General features: G+C 30.7%; 17 protein-coding genes and 1 tRNA gene. 10 read left to right on the top strand and 8 right to left on the bottom strand.

The window, feature by feature from the left end; all coding sequences use genetic code 11:
• Positions 1-122: 122 nt before the first annotated feature.
• Entirely contained in the window at positions 123-3,557 is a 3,435-nt protein-coding gene (locus CW731_RS08315) for a methylmalonyl-CoA mutase family protein (RefSeq protein WP_100946284.1), read from the bottom strand.
• 74 nt (positions 3,558-3,631) lie between these two features.
• Positions 3,632-4,426, bottom strand: coding sequence for a M15 family metallopeptidase (locus CW731_RS08310; RefSeq protein ID WP_157812211.1), 795 nt, complete (start codon positions 4,424-4,426; stop codon positions 3,632-3,634).
• 347 nt (positions 4,427-4,773) lie between these two features.
• On the opposite strand from CW731_RS08310, the gene CW731_RS08305 reads away from it, so the two are divergent.
• The 4 genes from CW731_RS08305 to CW731_RS08295 all read left to right on the top strand — a co-directional run bounded on the left by CW731_RS08305 (position 4,774) and on the right by CW731_RS08295 (position 6,563).
• Positions 4,774-5,319: a DUF4136 domain-containing protein gene (locus CW731_RS08305; RefSeq protein ID WP_100946282.1), complete on the top strand. Its 546-nt coding sequence runs from the start codon at positions 4,774-4,776 to the stop codon at positions 5,317-5,319.
• A 60-nt stretch (positions 5,320-5,379) separates the two neighbouring features.
• The gene (locus CW731_RS15665; RefSeq protein ID WP_198519795.1) at positions 5,380-5,544 is read left to right on the top strand and encodes a DUF5522 domain-containing protein; all 165 of its coding nucleotides are present in this window, start codon (positions 5,380-5,382) and stop codon (positions 5,542-5,544) included.
• Between the two features lie 52 nt (positions 5,545-5,596).
• Positions 5,597-6,307 carry a DUF4197 domain-containing protein gene (locus tag CW731_RS08300; RefSeq protein ID WP_100946281.1) on the top strand — a complete coding sequence of 237 codons (711 nt, stop codon included), beginning with the start codon at positions 5,597-5,599 and terminating at the stop codon, positions 6,305-6,307.
• A gap of 61 nt (positions 6,308-6,368) precedes the next feature.
• On the top strand, positions 6,369-6,563 hold the full coding sequence (locus CW731_RS08295) for a Lacal_2735 family protein (protein WP_100946280.1): 195 nt from the start codon (positions 6,369-6,371) through the stop codon (positions 6,561-6,563).
• Here the strand turns inward: CW731_RS08295 and CW731_RS08290 are convergent.
• Together CW731_RS08290 and pyrF are read right to left on the bottom strand one after the other, a co-directional pair.
• A complete protein-coding gene (locus CW731_RS08290) occupies positions 6,546-7,295 on the bottom strand; it encodes an ABC transporter substrate-binding protein (protein ID WP_100946279.1) in 750 nt (249 codons plus the stop codon). The two genes, CW731_RS08295 and CW731_RS08290, sit on opposite strands and share 18 nt — an antisense overlap.
• 3 nt (positions 7,296-7,298) lie before the next feature.
• Positions 7,299-8,108 (bottom strand): orotidine-5'-phosphate decarboxylase, encoded by an 810-nt coding sequence (gene pyrF, locus CW731_RS08285; RefSeq protein WP_100946278.1) that lies wholly within the window; start codon positions 8,106-8,108, stop codon positions 7,299-7,301.
• 99 nt (positions 8,109-8,207) lie between these two features.
• Here pyrF and CW731_RS08280 point away from each other — a divergent pair, with 99 nt between their 5' ends.
• The 5 genes from CW731_RS08280 (at position 8,208) to CW731_RS08260 (ending at position 11,063) form a co-directional block, all read left to right on the top strand.
• The gene (locus tag CW731_RS08280) at positions 8,208-8,702 is read left to right on the top strand and encodes a TlpA disulfide reductase family protein (RefSeq protein ID WP_100946277.1); all 495 of its coding nucleotides are present in this window, start codon (positions 8,208-8,210) and stop codon (positions 8,700-8,702) included.
• A gap of 113 nt (positions 8,703-8,815) precedes the next feature.
• Positions 8,816-9,574: a triose-phosphate isomerase gene (tpiA, locus tag CW731_RS08275; protein WP_100946276.1), complete on the top strand. Its 759-nt coding sequence runs from the start codon at positions 8,816-8,818 to the stop codon at positions 9,572-9,574.
• Positions 9,575-9,654: 80 nt separating this feature from the next.
• The gene (gene prmA, locus CW731_RS08270; protein WP_100946275.1) at positions 9,655-10,488 is read left to right on the top strand and encodes a 50S ribosomal protein L11 methyltransferase; all 834 of its coding nucleotides are present in this window, start codon (positions 9,655-9,657) and stop codon (positions 10,486-10,488) included.
• A 24-nt stretch (positions 10,489-10,512) separates the two neighbouring features.
• Entirely contained in the window at positions 10,513-10,788 is a 276-nt protein-coding gene (locus tag CW731_RS08265; protein ID WP_100946274.1) for an ATP-dependent Clp protease adaptor ClpS, read from the top strand.
• Positions 10,789-10,790: 2 nt separating this feature from the next.
• The gene (locus CW731_RS08260) at positions 10,791-11,063 is read left to right on the top strand and encodes a hypothetical protein (RefSeq protein ID WP_100946273.1); all 273 of its coding nucleotides are present in this window, start codon (positions 10,791-10,793) and stop codon (positions 11,061-11,063) included.
• Positions 11,064-11,853: 790 nt separating this feature from the next.
• Here CW731_RS08260 and CW731_RS08255 read toward each other — a convergent pair.
• From CW731_RS08255 to CW731_RS08245, 3 genes are all read right to left on the bottom strand, one after another.
• Positions 11,854-11,927, bottom strand: a tRNA-Arg gene (locus CW731_RS08255).
• A 58-nt stretch (positions 11,928-11,985) separates the two neighbouring features.
• A complete protein-coding gene (locus CW731_RS08250) occupies positions 11,986-12,216 on the bottom strand; it encodes a DUF2007 domain-containing protein (RefSeq protein ID WP_100946272.1) in 231 nt (76 codons plus the stop codon).
• Between the two features lie 12 nt (positions 12,217-12,228).
• A complete protein-coding gene (locus CW731_RS08245) occupies positions 12,229-12,381 on the bottom strand; it encodes an SsrA-binding protein (RefSeq protein ID WP_198519794.1) in 153 nt (50 codons plus the stop codon).
• Positions 12,382-12,875: 494 nt separating this feature from the next.
• Here CW731_RS08245 and CW731_RS08240 point away from each other — a divergent pair, with 494 nt between their 5' ends.
• Positions 12,876-13,814: a calcium/sodium antiporter gene (locus tag CW731_RS08240; protein WP_100946270.1), complete on the top strand. Its 939-nt coding sequence runs from the start codon at positions 12,876-12,878 to the stop codon at positions 13,812-13,814.
• A 77-nt stretch (positions 13,815-13,891) separates the two neighbouring features.
• On the opposite strand, the gene CW731_RS08235 is transcribed toward CW731_RS08240, so the two are convergent.
• Positions 13,892-14,917: a glutamine synthetase beta-grasp domain-containing protein gene (locus tag CW731_RS08235; RefSeq protein ID WP_100946269.1), complete on the bottom strand. Its 1,026-nt coding sequence runs from the start codon at positions 14,915-14,917 to the stop codon at positions 13,892-13,894.
• Positions 14,918-15,060: the final 143 nt, after the last annotated feature.

Raw genomic sequence — 15,060 nt, 5'->3', positions numbered from 1 at the left:
CAACTTGTGCGGATTTTTTTTTAGTTATAATTGAGACGAATGTCTTCTGATATTTTGAGATACCGCCCAAAAGCGGCATAAGCGATTCATTCAAAATTTTCAATAAAAAACTGGTTCTCTGCTTACATGTTTCTACGATATTGTCCACCAACTTTAAACAACGCTTCTGTAATTTGTCCTAAAGAACAAACTTTGGTTGCTTCCATTAATTTATCAAATAAATTTTCATTTTGAACAGCAGCTTCTTGTAAAATTGCAACTTGTTCTTTCACCTTTTTAAGGTTTGCGGTGTTTAATAAATCTTTCGTTTGAATTTGGAATTGCTTCTCTTCTTCGGTTGCACGAATCACTTCTTCGGGCACAACTGTAGGCGATCCTTTAGAGCTTAAGAAGGTATTTACACCAATAATAGGGAATTCTCCATTATGTTTTAATGTTTCATAATACATGCTTTCTTCCTGTATTTTAGAACGTTGATACATGGTTTCCATCGCCCCTAAAACGCCTCCACGTTCTGTAATTCTATCGAATTCTAATAAGACAGCTTCTTCTACCAAATCGGTTAATTCTTCAATAATAAAAGCGCCTTGAATCGGGTTTTCATTTTTAGTTAAACCTAATTCTTTGTTGATGATTAACTGAATCGCCATCGCTCTTCTTACAGATTCTTCCGTTGGTGTTGTAATTGCTTCATCATAGGCATTTGTATGTAAAGAATTACAGTTATCGTTAATTGCATACAACGCTTGCAATGTTGTTCTAATATCATTAAAATCGATTTCTTGCGCGTGTAAAGAACGACCAGAAGTCTGAATATGATATTTTAACATTTGTGCTCTCGGGTTTGCACCGTATTTAATTTTCATGGCTTTTGCCCAAATTTTACGAGCAACTCTACCAATTACTGAATATTCAGGGTCAATTCCGTTAGAGAAAAAGAAAGATAAGTTTGGTCCGAATTTATTAATGTCCATTCCGCGACTTAAATAATACTCAACGTATGTAAACCCGTTAGACAAGGTCAAAGCCAATTGTGTAATAGGATTTGCACCAGCTTCTGCTATATGATACCCAGAAATAGAAACAGAATAAAAGTTTCTCACCTGTTTTTCAATGAAATATTCTTGTACATCTCCCATTAAACGAAGTGCAAATTCCGTAGAAAAAATACAGGTATTCTGTGCCTGATCTTCTTTTAAAATATCTGCTTGTACTGTTCCTCTAACTTGTGCTAATGTGTCTTTTTTTATTTGTTGATAGACTTCCGAAGGTAAAATTAAATCTCCCGTTAAACCTAACAACATTAAACCTAAACCATTATTTCCTTCAGGTAATTTCCCTTGATATGTTGGTCTTTCTAATCCTTTAGACTCATAAATGTCATTGAATTTAGCGTCAACTTGTTTTTCTAATTTATTTTCTACAATATATTTCTCACAATTCTGATCAATGGCAGCATTCATAAAGAAACCTAACAACATGGGTGCGGGTCCATTTATGGTCATAGAAACAGAAGTCATGTGGTGACTTAAATCGAAACCAGAATATAATTTCTTAGCATCGTCTAAACAACAAATTGAAACCCCTGCGTTTCCAATTTTCCCATAAATATCTGGTCTTTTACCAGGATCATTTCCATATAAAGTAACAGAATCGAAAGCAGTAGAAAGGCGTTTTGCATCCATACCTAAACTCACATAATGAAAACGTCTGTTGGTTCTTTCTGGTCCACCTTCACCAGCAAACATTCTTGTTGGGTCTTCACCAGTTCTTTTAAACGGATACAAACCTGCTGTGTAAGGAAATTCTCCAGGAACATTTTCTTGCAAGTTCCAACGTAATAAATCTCCCCAAGCTTGGTATTTTGGTAAGGCTATTTTTGGTATCTGTGTATGAGAAAGCGATTCTGAGTGTGTTTCTATTTTAATTTCTTTGTCACGAACTTTAAACGTATAAATTGGATCTTTATATTTCTGAACCTTTTCTTGCCAGTTTAAAATGATTTCCCAGTTTAGTGGATCGAAGTTTAGTTTTACTTTTTCGAATTGCGCTATTAATAATTTTAAAAAGGCTTTATCGTCTTCAGAAATTTCAAGAGAAATAATTTCATCTTCATTTAAACCCGTTTTAATAATTTCTACGGATGAATTTGTGATAGACTCAATGGTTTGATGAATTCCGTATAATTTTTGAGCAACCACAACTTGGTCGTCAACTTTTTTGTCATAAGATCTATTGCTTTCTGCAATTTCAGACAAATAACGAACTCTTGCTGGCGGAATTACAAAGATTTTCTCAGACATTTCTTTGGTAATTTCCATTTTCGATTTTAAATCTACACCTGTTTTCTCCACCAACTTGTCCATAATACTTTTGTACAAAGTATTCATTCCTGGGTCATTAAACTGTGAGGCTATAGTACCATAAACAGGTAAATCATCTTGGTGAATGTGCCACAAATTATTGTTGCGCATGTATTGTTTTTTTACATCTCTAACAGCATCTAAAGCTCCACGTTTATCAAACTTATTAATGGCAACTAAATCTGCAAAATCTAGCATGTCAATTTTTTCTAACTGTGTTGCTGCACCAAATTCTGGTGTCATTACATACAATGAAGTATCTGAATGTTCTATAATTTCTGTATCCGATTGTCCAATACCCGAAGTTTCTAAAATAATTAAATCAAATTCAGCAGCCTTTAAAACTTGCACCGCTTCATTTACATATTTAGACAATGCTAAATTAGATTGTCTTGTTGCTAAAGAACGCATGTAAACACGAGAATTGTTAATAGAATTCATACGAATTCGATCTCCTAAAAGTGCGCCACCTGTTTTTCTTTTTGAAGGATCTACAGAAATTAAACCTACTGTTTTTTCTGGAAAATCAATTAAAAATCTTCGAACCAACTCGTCTACTAAAGAAGATTTTCCAGAACCACCGGTTCCTGTAATTCCTAAAACCGGAGTTTTAGAATCTTTATTTTTTATATGAATTTTATCTAGAGTTTCTTTTGCAACTTCAGGGAAGTTTTCTGCTGAAGAAATTACTCTCGCAATTTTTCTAGCTTCTTTATTCGATAAATCATTTACATCAACATCTAAATGATTACCAATAGCAAAATCAGAAGTTTTAACCAAGTCATTAATCATTCCTTGCAAACCTAATGCTCGTCCATCATCTGGTGAGTATATTCTGGTAATTCCATACTCCATCAATTCTTTAATTTCTTCAGGAAGAATTACGCCGCCTCCGCCGCCAAATATTTTAATATGTCCTGCACCTTTTTCTTGCAATAAATCGTGCATGTATTTAAAATACTCGTTGTGGCCTCCTTGGTAAGAGGTTATTGCAATTGCATTTACGTCTTCTTGAATGGCACAATTAACTACTTCTTCCACAGATCTGTCGTGGCCTAAGTGAATTACTTCAACGCCTGTAGACTGAATAATTCTACGCATAATATTTATGGCAGCATCATGACCATCAAACAGCGCAGCAGCAGTTACAATTCGTACTTTATAGGTAGGTTTATAGGTTGTAATTTGTTCCATTCGTAATAAATGTTTGATTTTAGACTTGCAATTTACGGAATTTTCAAAAAAGAAAGAATAATTTTATGAAAGTCTTAAGGTTTTAGTTTTAAGATTTTTTCATTAATTCCATTTACGTAATTTTTTATAATATTCAGTTTTGTAAAGAATTCCTGTCCTTCAAAATTAGTAATATCTTTCTGTGTAATGTGTGTATTGTAGTAGTTTAAATATATAGAAGAGAGTGGAAGGTAAGACCAATGCCATTTTTCTTCATTATACCCTTTTCTTCCTGTTTTTTTAGAGGTGTAAACTTGATAGAAGCCAAACTTTGATGCATTTTCTTGAAGCCAATTATAGGTTGCTTTACCTTTTCCGTTTAAAAAATAGGCATTATTTAAACTATTCAAATCTAAATCGGTGCCCCAATGGTGTCTAGAGGTGGATGGCATAGCACTATATTCTAGAATTTTTATAACTCGGTTTAACGGAGTAAGATAATTGTATTTTTCATTCCATTTATAATTCCAAATTCTTTTTTGATGCTTGAAGTTTCGAGTTCCAGAAATTATTTTCAGGACAATTTCATCTTTTGCAGCAGCATCTTTCATCAATAGGAAATTGACTAAAACTTCTTTTCTTAGATATATTTTTTTGGTTGAATTTTGTTTGGGTACGACTTTAAATCCTAAATTTTTTGTATAATCAAACTTACCTAAAACATATTCTTTTGTAAGGTAATTTGGATATTTTGGAATTGTATCTTTCTCTTCTTTAGAAGTAAAGATTAATTCGGATGATCTGTTTTTTTGTTTCGGTTTACAACTGGTGAAATTTCCGAAGAACAATGTGCTAAAAACAAATATTATAAATATTTTATAAATGCTCAAAATTTTATGTTGCAATAGAGTTGTTGTTTTATTTAAGTGTATCTTTCTTTTATAATAGGCAATATAACTTTTTTTATTTTTTAAAAGTTTATCGAATTATTTCAACTTGTAAAAAATATAATATTACTCTAGTTGAACTTTCAAGATAACATAAGTCTTGGTTTTCTTTTAAAGATAGGATTATTTTTGTAAAACCTTTTTAATGAGTAACTTTCGAAACTGAAAAGAGGATGTTGTTTAGGTTTTGGCATGTTTTTTGATAATTATTTAGTAAGCGTATCAATATAAATCGGTACCAGTTTAATTGAAAAGTATTATTGAATTCAGTAATTTTAAAATATAAACTTATGAAACTATTAAAACCCTTTATGTTGTTTTTAGCGATTGCGTTATCTTCTTGCAGTTCTGTTAAAGTAGCTACAGATTATGATACCAAAGTAGACTTCAATAAGTATAAAACGTATGCTTTTTATAAAACAGGTATTGATAAAGCTAAAATTTCTGATCTAGATAAAAAAAGAATTTTAAGAGCTATTGAAGCTGAACTTTCTATTTTGGGAATGACAAAATCTACTAATCCTGATATGTTAGTGAGCATTTTTACAAAATCAAGAGAAAAAGTAAACGTGAATCAGAATAATAATTTTGGTTACGGTTTTGGTTGGGGTTGGAACCCTTGGATGAATAATGGAATGAATAGAAATGTAAATGTTTCCCAATACACAGAAGGAACATTGTTCATAGATTTTATAGATAAAGAGAGAAAAGAGTTGGTTTGGCAAGGTGTTGGTACTGGTGCTTTAAAAACTCAGAATAGAGAAAAGAAGGAAGCTAGAATTAAAGAGTTTGTAAAAGAAATTGTTTCTAGATTTCCTCCTGGAAAAAATAAATAAATAAAAAATTAGCGTTCTTCTGAACGCTTTTTTTATGCCCTAATTTCTTATTTTTGCAAGATGTATAATAAGAGAGTACCTTTAGAGGAAGGAGATTACTATGTAAACGAGCAAGGTTATAAGGTTTTTACAGCCCAATTTCATTTAAAAAGAGGGTCTTGTTGTAAAAGTGGTTGTAAACATTGCCCTTATGGTTATGATAAAAAAACAGATACTTTTAAATAAATAGTGACTTTCAGAAGAAAAAAGTTTCATAAGAGTAGATAAATTTAGAAAAATGATAAAAAGAATTTTAGTTTTAGTAATTGCAATTCAGTTTGCAGGATGTGCAGAATTACAAAATGTAGTAAAGAATTTACCAACTGGTGGAGGCTTATCTCAAGATCAAATAGGTAATGGATTAAGGCAAGCATTAGATAATGGAATTAAAAATCAGGTTTCTAAGTTAACATCTAAAGATGGTTTTTATAAAAACCAACTAGTAAAAATTATTTTACCAGAAGAATTACAGGCAGTAGACAAAGGTTTGCGTAGTATTGGTTTAGGTAATTTAGCCGACGAAGGTATTAAGGTTTTAAATAGAGCTGCAGAGGATGCTGTAAAAACGGCGACGCCAATTTTTGTAAATGCTGTAAAAGAAATTACATTTAATGATGCTAAAAATATCCTTTTAGGAGAAAAAAATGCTGCAACAAGCTTTCTTCAAACAAAAACAGAGCAAAATTTATACGAAAGTTTTACACCAGTAATAGATAAATCTTTTGCTAAAGTAGGCGCAGATAAAGTTTGGAATAACTTAATCTCGAGGTATAATTCGATTCCCTTTGTGAAAAAAGTGAATCCAGATTTAACAAATTATGTTACAACAGAAGCTTTAAAAGGTGTTTTTACAATGATTGCTGTTGAAGAAAAAGGAATACGTGAAAAGGCAGGTTTAAGAAATACAGCTTTGTTAAAGCAAGTTTTTGCTTTACAAGATAATAAATAATTGAATTATAGTGGATTAGTCTTTAAATATTTATTATATTTAAAGACTAATCTATGATACTATGTCACGACTAAACCAACTTAAAACTTACAGACAACATTTAGAAGATAGGTATTGTCGTTTATTAGAAAAATCTAGTGACTACCGTTTTATAGATGAAAATAAAAGTGATTCAGCTGCATTTAAAGCGATGAAGATTCTAGGAAAAATTAATAGAGTTAGTTACTTAGATAGAGAATTACATTCTATTTCTTAGTTCCTTAAAATAATCAAACGCTTTTAGCAATCTGCTGCCATACCAAGAAAAGTACTCTCCATCTACCAGCACTATATTTGTGTTCTCTGTGTAATTATTGAAGTCTAAACTGTTTTTCTCCTTAAAAGGAAACGGTTCTGATGATAAAAAAACAGCATCAACCTCTTTCGTTTTTAAATCTTCTAAAGTTATTTCTGGGTATCGATTTAAGTTTTCATAACAATTTTCAAATTTGTTAAGTGTTAACAAATGATTTATAAACGTGTTATTGGCAGCAATCATCCATGGATTTTTCCAAATAAAATAAACGACTTTTAAAGTTGGTTTGTCTTTAATGAAAAGTTTAAAGTCTTTAAGCTTCATATTTAATTCATCAATAATTAGAATTGCTTTTTTTTCACAAGAAAAAATACGACCATAATATTGTATTAGTGCTATAACGTCTTCAATTGTAAAAAGGTCTGAAACATGCGTTGTTGCTATTTTTCTACAGTTTTCTACAATTTCTTTCGTGTTTTCCTCTTTATTACAAAGAATAAAATCAGGTTCTAGGGCTTTAACTTTTTCTAGGTGAATGGTTTTCGTTCCGCCAACAACAACCTTGTCTTTTATTAAGTTCTTAGGGTGAATGCAAAACTTAGTAATACCTACAATATTTTCCTCTAAACCTAAAGCTACCAATAACTCGGTTAAACTTGGTACTAACGATATTATTTTTAGCTTTTTTATCAAATTTTATAGGAATTTTGCCATTTTTAATTGCAACTCTTTTGCTTGTTCCTTTGCTTTTTCTGCGAAATCTTTACCATTAGAAGCATAAATAATTCCTCTAGAAGAATTAATTAGAAGGCCGATGTTTTTAGACAAACCATATTTACAAACATCCTCTAAGCTTCCGCCTTGTGCGCCAACACCAGGAACCAATAAGAAAGAATTAGGCACTATTTTTCTAATTTCTTTAAAGTATTCAGCCTTAGTGGCACCAACAACATACATTAAGTTTTCTGAGTTTTCCCAGTTCTTAGAAGTCTCTAAAACATGTTTATAAACTTCTTTCTCGTCAATTTTCTTCGTCTGAAAATCAAAAGCACCTTCATTAGAAGTTAAAGCTAACATAATGGTGTGTTTGTTTTTAAAAGCTAAAAAAGGTTCTACAGAATCTTTTCCCATATATGGGGCAACAGTAACAGAATCGAATGCTAAATCTTCAAAGAAAGCTTTGGCATACATGGTTGAGGTATTTCCAATATCGCCACGTTTTGCATCTGCAATGGTAAAAATTTCAGGATAGTTTTTATTTAGATATGTAATGGTTTTCTCTAAAGATTTCCATCCTTTTAAACCATACGCTTCATAAAAAGCGGTGTTTGGTTTGTAGGCAACACAAAGATGATGTGTTGCATCTATAATAGCTTTGTTAAATGCAAAAATAGGATCTTCTTCCTCTAATAAATGCGAAGGAATTTTGTCTAAATCGACATCCAATCCTATGCATAAAAACGATTTTTTCTTCTTAATTTGTGCTACTAATTGCTGTGTTGTCATAATCTTTATAAAGTTGTACAAAAATACTTAATTTAGAAGTTATTTTGTAAGTTTTAAGAAGTAAAGAAGACCTAAATTTGAAAGTATTCTAAATCAACAATGAAAAAAATAGTCCTAATCTTTATAATCGTATGCACAAGTTGCAATTTTGAGAAACCTACAGAATTCTCTGAATTGGCTTTAAATGAAAGTGTTTACAGTCTAAATGGTACCCAGTTTTCCATAAAAGAAGTTCTAAATACACATAAAGGAAATAAAATTTTGATTGATGTTTGGGCCTCTTGGTGTGGAGATTGTATCAAAGGTTTGGCAAGTGTTCGAAATCTTCAAAAAGACTATCTCGATGTTGTGTTTTTATTTTTATCTGTTGATAAAAGCAAAAATGCATGGAAAAAGGGAATCAATAGATTTCAAATTGAAGGAGAACATTACAATTTACCTAAAGGAATGAAAGATGGCGATTTTGTAGATTTTATAAATTTAGGATGGATTCCGAGATATATGGTGATTGATGAGCAAGGAAAAATCACGCTTTTCAAAGCCACTAGCGCTTCAGATTCTTCGATTGAAGATGCATTGAAGGTGGTTATATAAATCGTTTTAGTAACTATTTTTATTTCCAACTATAAATTACCATTCAATTTCTTAAATTTACATCAGAATTTAATGTTGAAAATATAGCTATAAAAAGCGCTAAAATTATAATTATGAGAACTAAGATTGTTGCAGGTAACTGGAAGTTGAATAACGATAAAGAAGAAAGCAAAAAGTTAATTAAGAGCTTAAAAAAAGCAATTAAAGAGAACAAATTAAAAAATACGCGTGTAATTGTTGCACCAACATTTGTTAATTTATCATCTTCTGTAAAAGCAGCAAAAAAATCTAAGATAGAGGTAGTTGCACAAAATATGCACCAAGCTTCAAATGGCGCTTTTACAGGTGAGGTTTCTGCAGATATGTTAAAAGCTGTTGGAGTTGAAACTGTAATTTTAGGACACTCAGAAAGAAGAACTTATTTTAATGAAACGGATGCGGCTTTAGCGGAAAAAGTAAACACTGTTTTAGAAAAAGGAATGGAGACAATTTTCTGTTTTGGAGAATTGTTAGAAGATAGAAAATCTGAGAACCATTTTACGGTTGTAGAAAGTCAATTAAAAAATGCCTTATTTCATTTAGAAGCAAAAGATTGGAAAAGTATTATTTTGGCTTATGAGCCAGTTTGGGCAATAGGTACAGGAGAAACTGCGAGCCCAGAACAAGCACAAGAAATGCATGCTTTTATTAGAGGTATTATAGAGAAGAAATACGATAAAAAAGTAGCTGATAAAGTTTCAATTTTATATGGAGGAAGTGTAAAACCCGCAAATGCAGAAGAAATTTTTTCTAAACCAGATGTAGATGGTGGCTTAATTGGTGGTGCAGCTTTAAACGTAAAAGATTTTACAGGAATTATTAATGCGATCTAATTAACGTACTTTCAAAGAAAACCAATAAATTTGCATCGAGATACTTTAATCTCGATGCATTTTTTTTTGATTTAATAATTATGGACAATATTTATATAGAATACAATTTTACAGTTTCACCAAAAGAACCAACAGTAGAAATTCTTATTGCAGAATTAGGAAATGTTGGCTTTGAAAGTTTTGTTGAAAACGAAAACGGAGTAACCGCATATATTCAGAAAACAGCTTGGAACGAATCGATCTTAGAAGGTATTTTTGTGTTAAATTCAGACGAGTTTTCTATTGAGTACAATAAAAATGAAGTTCCGCAAACAAATTGGAATGCAGAATGGGAAAAGAATTTTGAAGCAATTCAGGTAGACGATTTGGTAAGCATTCGTGCACCATTTCATGAGAATCCGAATTTAAAATACGAAATTGTAATCGAGCCAAAAATGAGTTTTGGAACAGGACATCATGAAACAACACACATGATGGTACAACATTTGCTACAATTAGATTTAGAAGATAAAAAAGTATTGGATATGGGGTGTGGAACTGGAATTTTAGCAATTTTTGCTGAAATGAAAGGCGCAAAACCATTAGACGCTATAGATATTGATAATTGGTGTTATGAAAATTCTTTAGAGAATGTAGAACGCAATAATTGTAAAAACATTTCCGTTTATGAAGGAGATGCATCACTTTTAATAGATAAAAAGTATGATGTTATTATTGCTAATATCAATAGAAATATACTTTTGATGGATATGAAAGTCTATGCAAACTGTTTGAATGAAAATGGCGTTTTATTATTAAGTGGTTTTTATGAACAAGACATTCCAGTAATAGATGCAGAAGTTTCTAAACATGGCTTAAAATTAGAGAAATTTATTCAAAGAAATAACTGGGTAGCATTAAAGTACAATAAATAAGAAATAATATTTTATTTTTAGAATATGAGCACAAAAGAGAAAATTCAAGAAGAGGTAGATGTATTAGAAAAAGAAGTTTTTCAGCATGAGATTGTTTTACATAATGATGATGTAAATACATTTGATCATGTAATTGGTTCTTTAATTGATGTTTGTGAGCATACATTAGAGCAGGCGGAACAATGTGCTACTTTAGTTCATTATAAAGGGAAGTGTACCGTAAAGTCTGGTGAGTATAAAGATTTAGAGCCTAAATGTTCTAAATTGTTACAATTAGGTTTATCTGCAGAATTAGTATAATTATGGAAAACGTATTTAAGTACTTTGAGTTTTCAGATTTTTTTAAAGATGAATCTGATGCTTTTTCAGGAAATGACATTTGTTTTACTGAATTAAATGAAACTCATTTTTTAATTTTTGAAACCAATAAGTTGAAATATAATTTGTTTGTTTCAAAATATCTTCATAAAAAAGACATAGGTATTAAACCTCCAGAAATATTAGAGCTGGTGGTTGAAGATTACGATAAAAGTCTTCCAGCGCATAGAATTGCATTAAGACAATATTTAGGCTAAACTTGAGAGAATTCTCAAGTTTTTTTTATTTTGTTAAAACTGTGTGACTTTTTTTTTCGTATGTGTCTTATTAAGTAGAAATAAGATAAATTAGAGTAAGAAAAGCAGTAATAATAGCAATCGTTTTGGTGTTACTTTTATTTGGTTACGTACAAATAGTTCCCCCATTAATACCACATCATAGGTTGCCATTAGATAGTTTTACAGTTTTATATTAATAATGTTATATCGGTCTAAAAAGATCTTTTAAAGATAGTAGTAGTTAGTATTATATTAAGTTTGGTTAGGTGAAAAGGCCTTAAACGAAAGTTTAAGGTCTTTTTTTATTTAATAAAAATAAAAAATACGACTCTAAGAGATGGGCACGCTTTAGCGTAGGAAAGGGTGGTGTTTTTTTAGGTAGAGTTTGTTTTTTTATAAATTAGGGAATCATAACTGATCGAAATGTTTTTATAAAAATAAAATTACTTCTTATTTTTTCTTCCAATAAACAATAATGTCTCTTGTCGAGGTTTAAAACTCGGGCATAGATAGGTGCATTATTGTTTGTTAGTTTAGGTGTTTTTTTAGGTTAAACCTTTTTGATTTCTGTTGTCTAACTAAATTAATTTTATGTTAAGTTGTAATAGAGATTTTAGTAAGTGGTTGTTTATAAGTTTTTTAAGGATACGTAAAAATGAAATAATCCCTTTTTAAGTATAATATAAAGGGGTGTTTTAGAGTGAAATTATAATCAATCTAAATTATAAGTATAAAAAAAGCTTCCAAGTTATTGGAAGCTTTTTTCTTGTGACCATGGCTGGATTCAAACCAGCAACCTCTTGAGCCGTAATCAAGTGCGCTATTCAGTTGCGCCACATGGCCGTTAAGCGGGTGCAAATATAATATTGTTTTTTCAAAAAAAGAAATCTTAATTGCTTTTTTATGAATTAATTTCTTCTTTGTAAATATCTACAATAGGTTGTGCTTTTTCTACATCAGATTTTAAGATCAATAATTCAACTGCATTTCTATCTGAGCCAAAGCCTGCGAGTCTTGCAGACTCTACTCTGTCTTTTGTTATAGAGCCAATGTTGTGGTCGTCTAATCTGTTTTGAAGTCCTTTTACTATAATAGAAGATCCTGAAAATACTGTTATGTGTTCTGTTTCCATAATATATTGTTTTTAGTTTAATGAGTTTTGAGTTACAAAAGCTCTCCAGCCAATAACTGCTAATTGAATTTTAGAAGCTTTAGAGATATCTAATCCTTTTTTTGTAAAAGAAGGTAGCATAAATTTATTCACTTTTGCAAGAAATTTAAAAACTTGTTTTTTCATTCGTATTTAATTCTAAATCAAATTTAATGAAAATAAACAACTCTTAATACTAAGAGTTGCTTTATATCTTGTGGTTAGAAGATAATTGAAAAAATAATGTCAGCAATATCTTTTACGGTTTTGGTAATAATAAGTATCATAATAATAGTTTTAAAGGTTAGTAAAATGGGGTAATTTCGAAATTGTTTTATCAATATATGTAGATTGAATCGTTATTACCAAAGGCTTTTATTACTATTATTTAGTTTGATTTTACTTATATAACTAAAAAGATATTATTTGTTTTAAAATGAAACATACATTCCTTTATATTAGTTACATATTGAAATAATATTTTATAAATATGTTTTAATATGATATAAACTAAAGGCTAAAAACTATTGTTTTTTCTTTCGCAAAGGAAAACTCGTTTTTTAAAATTTGTTTTTTTTGCTTTTCATCTTTTCTTTTTTTCTTAAAGTGATAAAAATGTATCTTCGTCGAAAATAATATTTATGAGTATTTTTTATGTAATTATAGGACTATTACTATTAGTTCTTGGGGGTGAGTTTTTGGTGAGATCTTCTATAGGCTTATCTTTTAAACTAAATATTTCTAAAATGGTTATTGGTATGACGGTAGTTTCTTTTGCTACTTCTGCACCAGAATTATTAGTTAGTTTACAGGCTGCGTTAGATGGTTCTCCTGCAATAGCAATAAACAATGTTATTGGTTCTAATATTGCGAATATTGGTTTGGTTTTAGGAATTACAGCTATAATAGGCCCAATTGTAGTAAATAAGGATTTTTATAAACTGAATTGGCCGGTAATGATGTTGTTTTCATTGGTGTTGTATTATTTCTTATGGAATGATAATGTTTTAACACAAATAGAAGGTATTATACTTTTGGTGGGGTTAGTAGTTTTTCTTTTTGTATTAATTAGAAATGCAAGAAAAGAAGAAGTTTCTTTAGATGAAGTAGATGATGCTTTGGCTTCAATTGGTTACGGAAAAATAGTTGTTTGGTTATTAATTGGTGGTATTGCATTGTATTTTGGTTCAGAACTTCTGGTTGACGGAGCAAAAGACATTGCAAATAATATGGGAGTTAGTGAAGGTGTTATCTCTATAACGATGATTGCGATTGGAACAAGTGTGCCAGAATTAGCAGCTTCTGTAATTGCAGCAATGAAAGGAGAAAAAGCGATTTCTTTAGGGAACCTAATAGGCTCTAATATATTTAATATAGCATCTGTATTAGGTTTAACATCATTAATTAAAGAGATTCCTGTTACTGAAGCTCAAATTTTGTCTAGAGATATTTTTTGGATGCTTGGTTTTGCAGCTATTTTACTACCGTTAGTGTTTATACCTAATAAGTTTGTGTTAAGTAGGTTTAAAGGTGTTTTCTTGTTTTTAGGATACGCCCTTTTTATCTATTTAGTTTTATAACATTGGCATATAGAAAAAATGACATAAAAAAAGCTCGCAAATATAATTTGCGAGCTTTTTATTTTAGTATATATGTTCTAGCTAATATTTGCAGACTTTACAGTCTTAATAATTCTACCAGCAATTTTGTAAGGATCTCCGTTTGAAGCAGGTCTTCTGTCTTCTAGCCAACCTTTCCAGCCTTTCTCTACAACGATAATCGGAATTCTAATAGAAGCGCCTCTATCTGAAACACCATAGCTAAAGTCATGCATAGCTGCTGTTTCATGATCGCCAGTTAAACGTTGGTCGTTAAACTCACCGTAAACTGCCATGTGCTCTTTTACTACAGGTCTAAACGCTTCACAAATTTTCTCATACGTTTCTTTAGAACCACAGGTTCTTAAAACAGTGTTAGAGAAGTTTGCATGCATACCAGAACCATTCCAGTCCATATCTTTTCCTAATGGTTTTGGATGGTACTCTATATAGTAACCATGTTGTTCTGTTAATCTATCTAATAAATAACGAGAAATCCAAATTTCATCACCAGCTTTCTTAGCTCCTTTTGCGAATAATTGATATTCCCATTGGCCAGAGGCAACTTCTTGATTTATTCCTTCAAAATTTAAGCCAGCATCAATACATAAATCAGCATGCTTTTCAACAATAAGTCTACCGTGTGTGTTTTTACCACCAACAGAACAGTAATACATTCCTTGCGGAGCAGGGTAACCACCAATAGGGAATCCTAAAGGCAATTGTGTTTTATTGTCCATAATAAAGTATTCTTGCTCAAAACCAAACCAGAAATCATTATCATCATCATCTATTGTTGCTCTTCCATTAGAAATATGTGGCGTTCCATCTGCATTTAAAACTTCAGTCATTACTAAATAACCATTAATCCTTGTAGGATCTTTATAAATTGCAACAGGTTTCAATAAGCAGTCAGATGAGCCACCAGAGGCTTGTTTAGTAGATGAGCCATCAAAAGACCACATATCTAGTTCTTCAACAGTACCTTTAAAGTTCTCGTGTTCTTCTACTTTGGTTTTACTTCTCATGTTCTGAGTTGGAAAATAACCATCTAACCAAATGTATTCTAACTTAATTTTTGCCATAATAATTGTTTGTGTGATGTTAACACTGCAAAAATGAAATAATTTAGCTACATATCAAAAAAAATGGGGGTAATTTTTTTTAAAATTGATAAGAATAATTTTATCCCTAATTTTTAAGGGGTATATTTGTTTTTAAAATAAAA

This window comes from Polaribacter sp. ALD11 (assembly GCF_002831685.1).
Lineage (GTDB): Bacteria > Bacteroidota > Bacteroidia > Flavobacteriales > Flavobacteriaceae > Polaribacter.
Note: the sequence above shows the minus strand (reverse complement) of the source record. Positions and strands in the feature narration are given on the sequence as shown.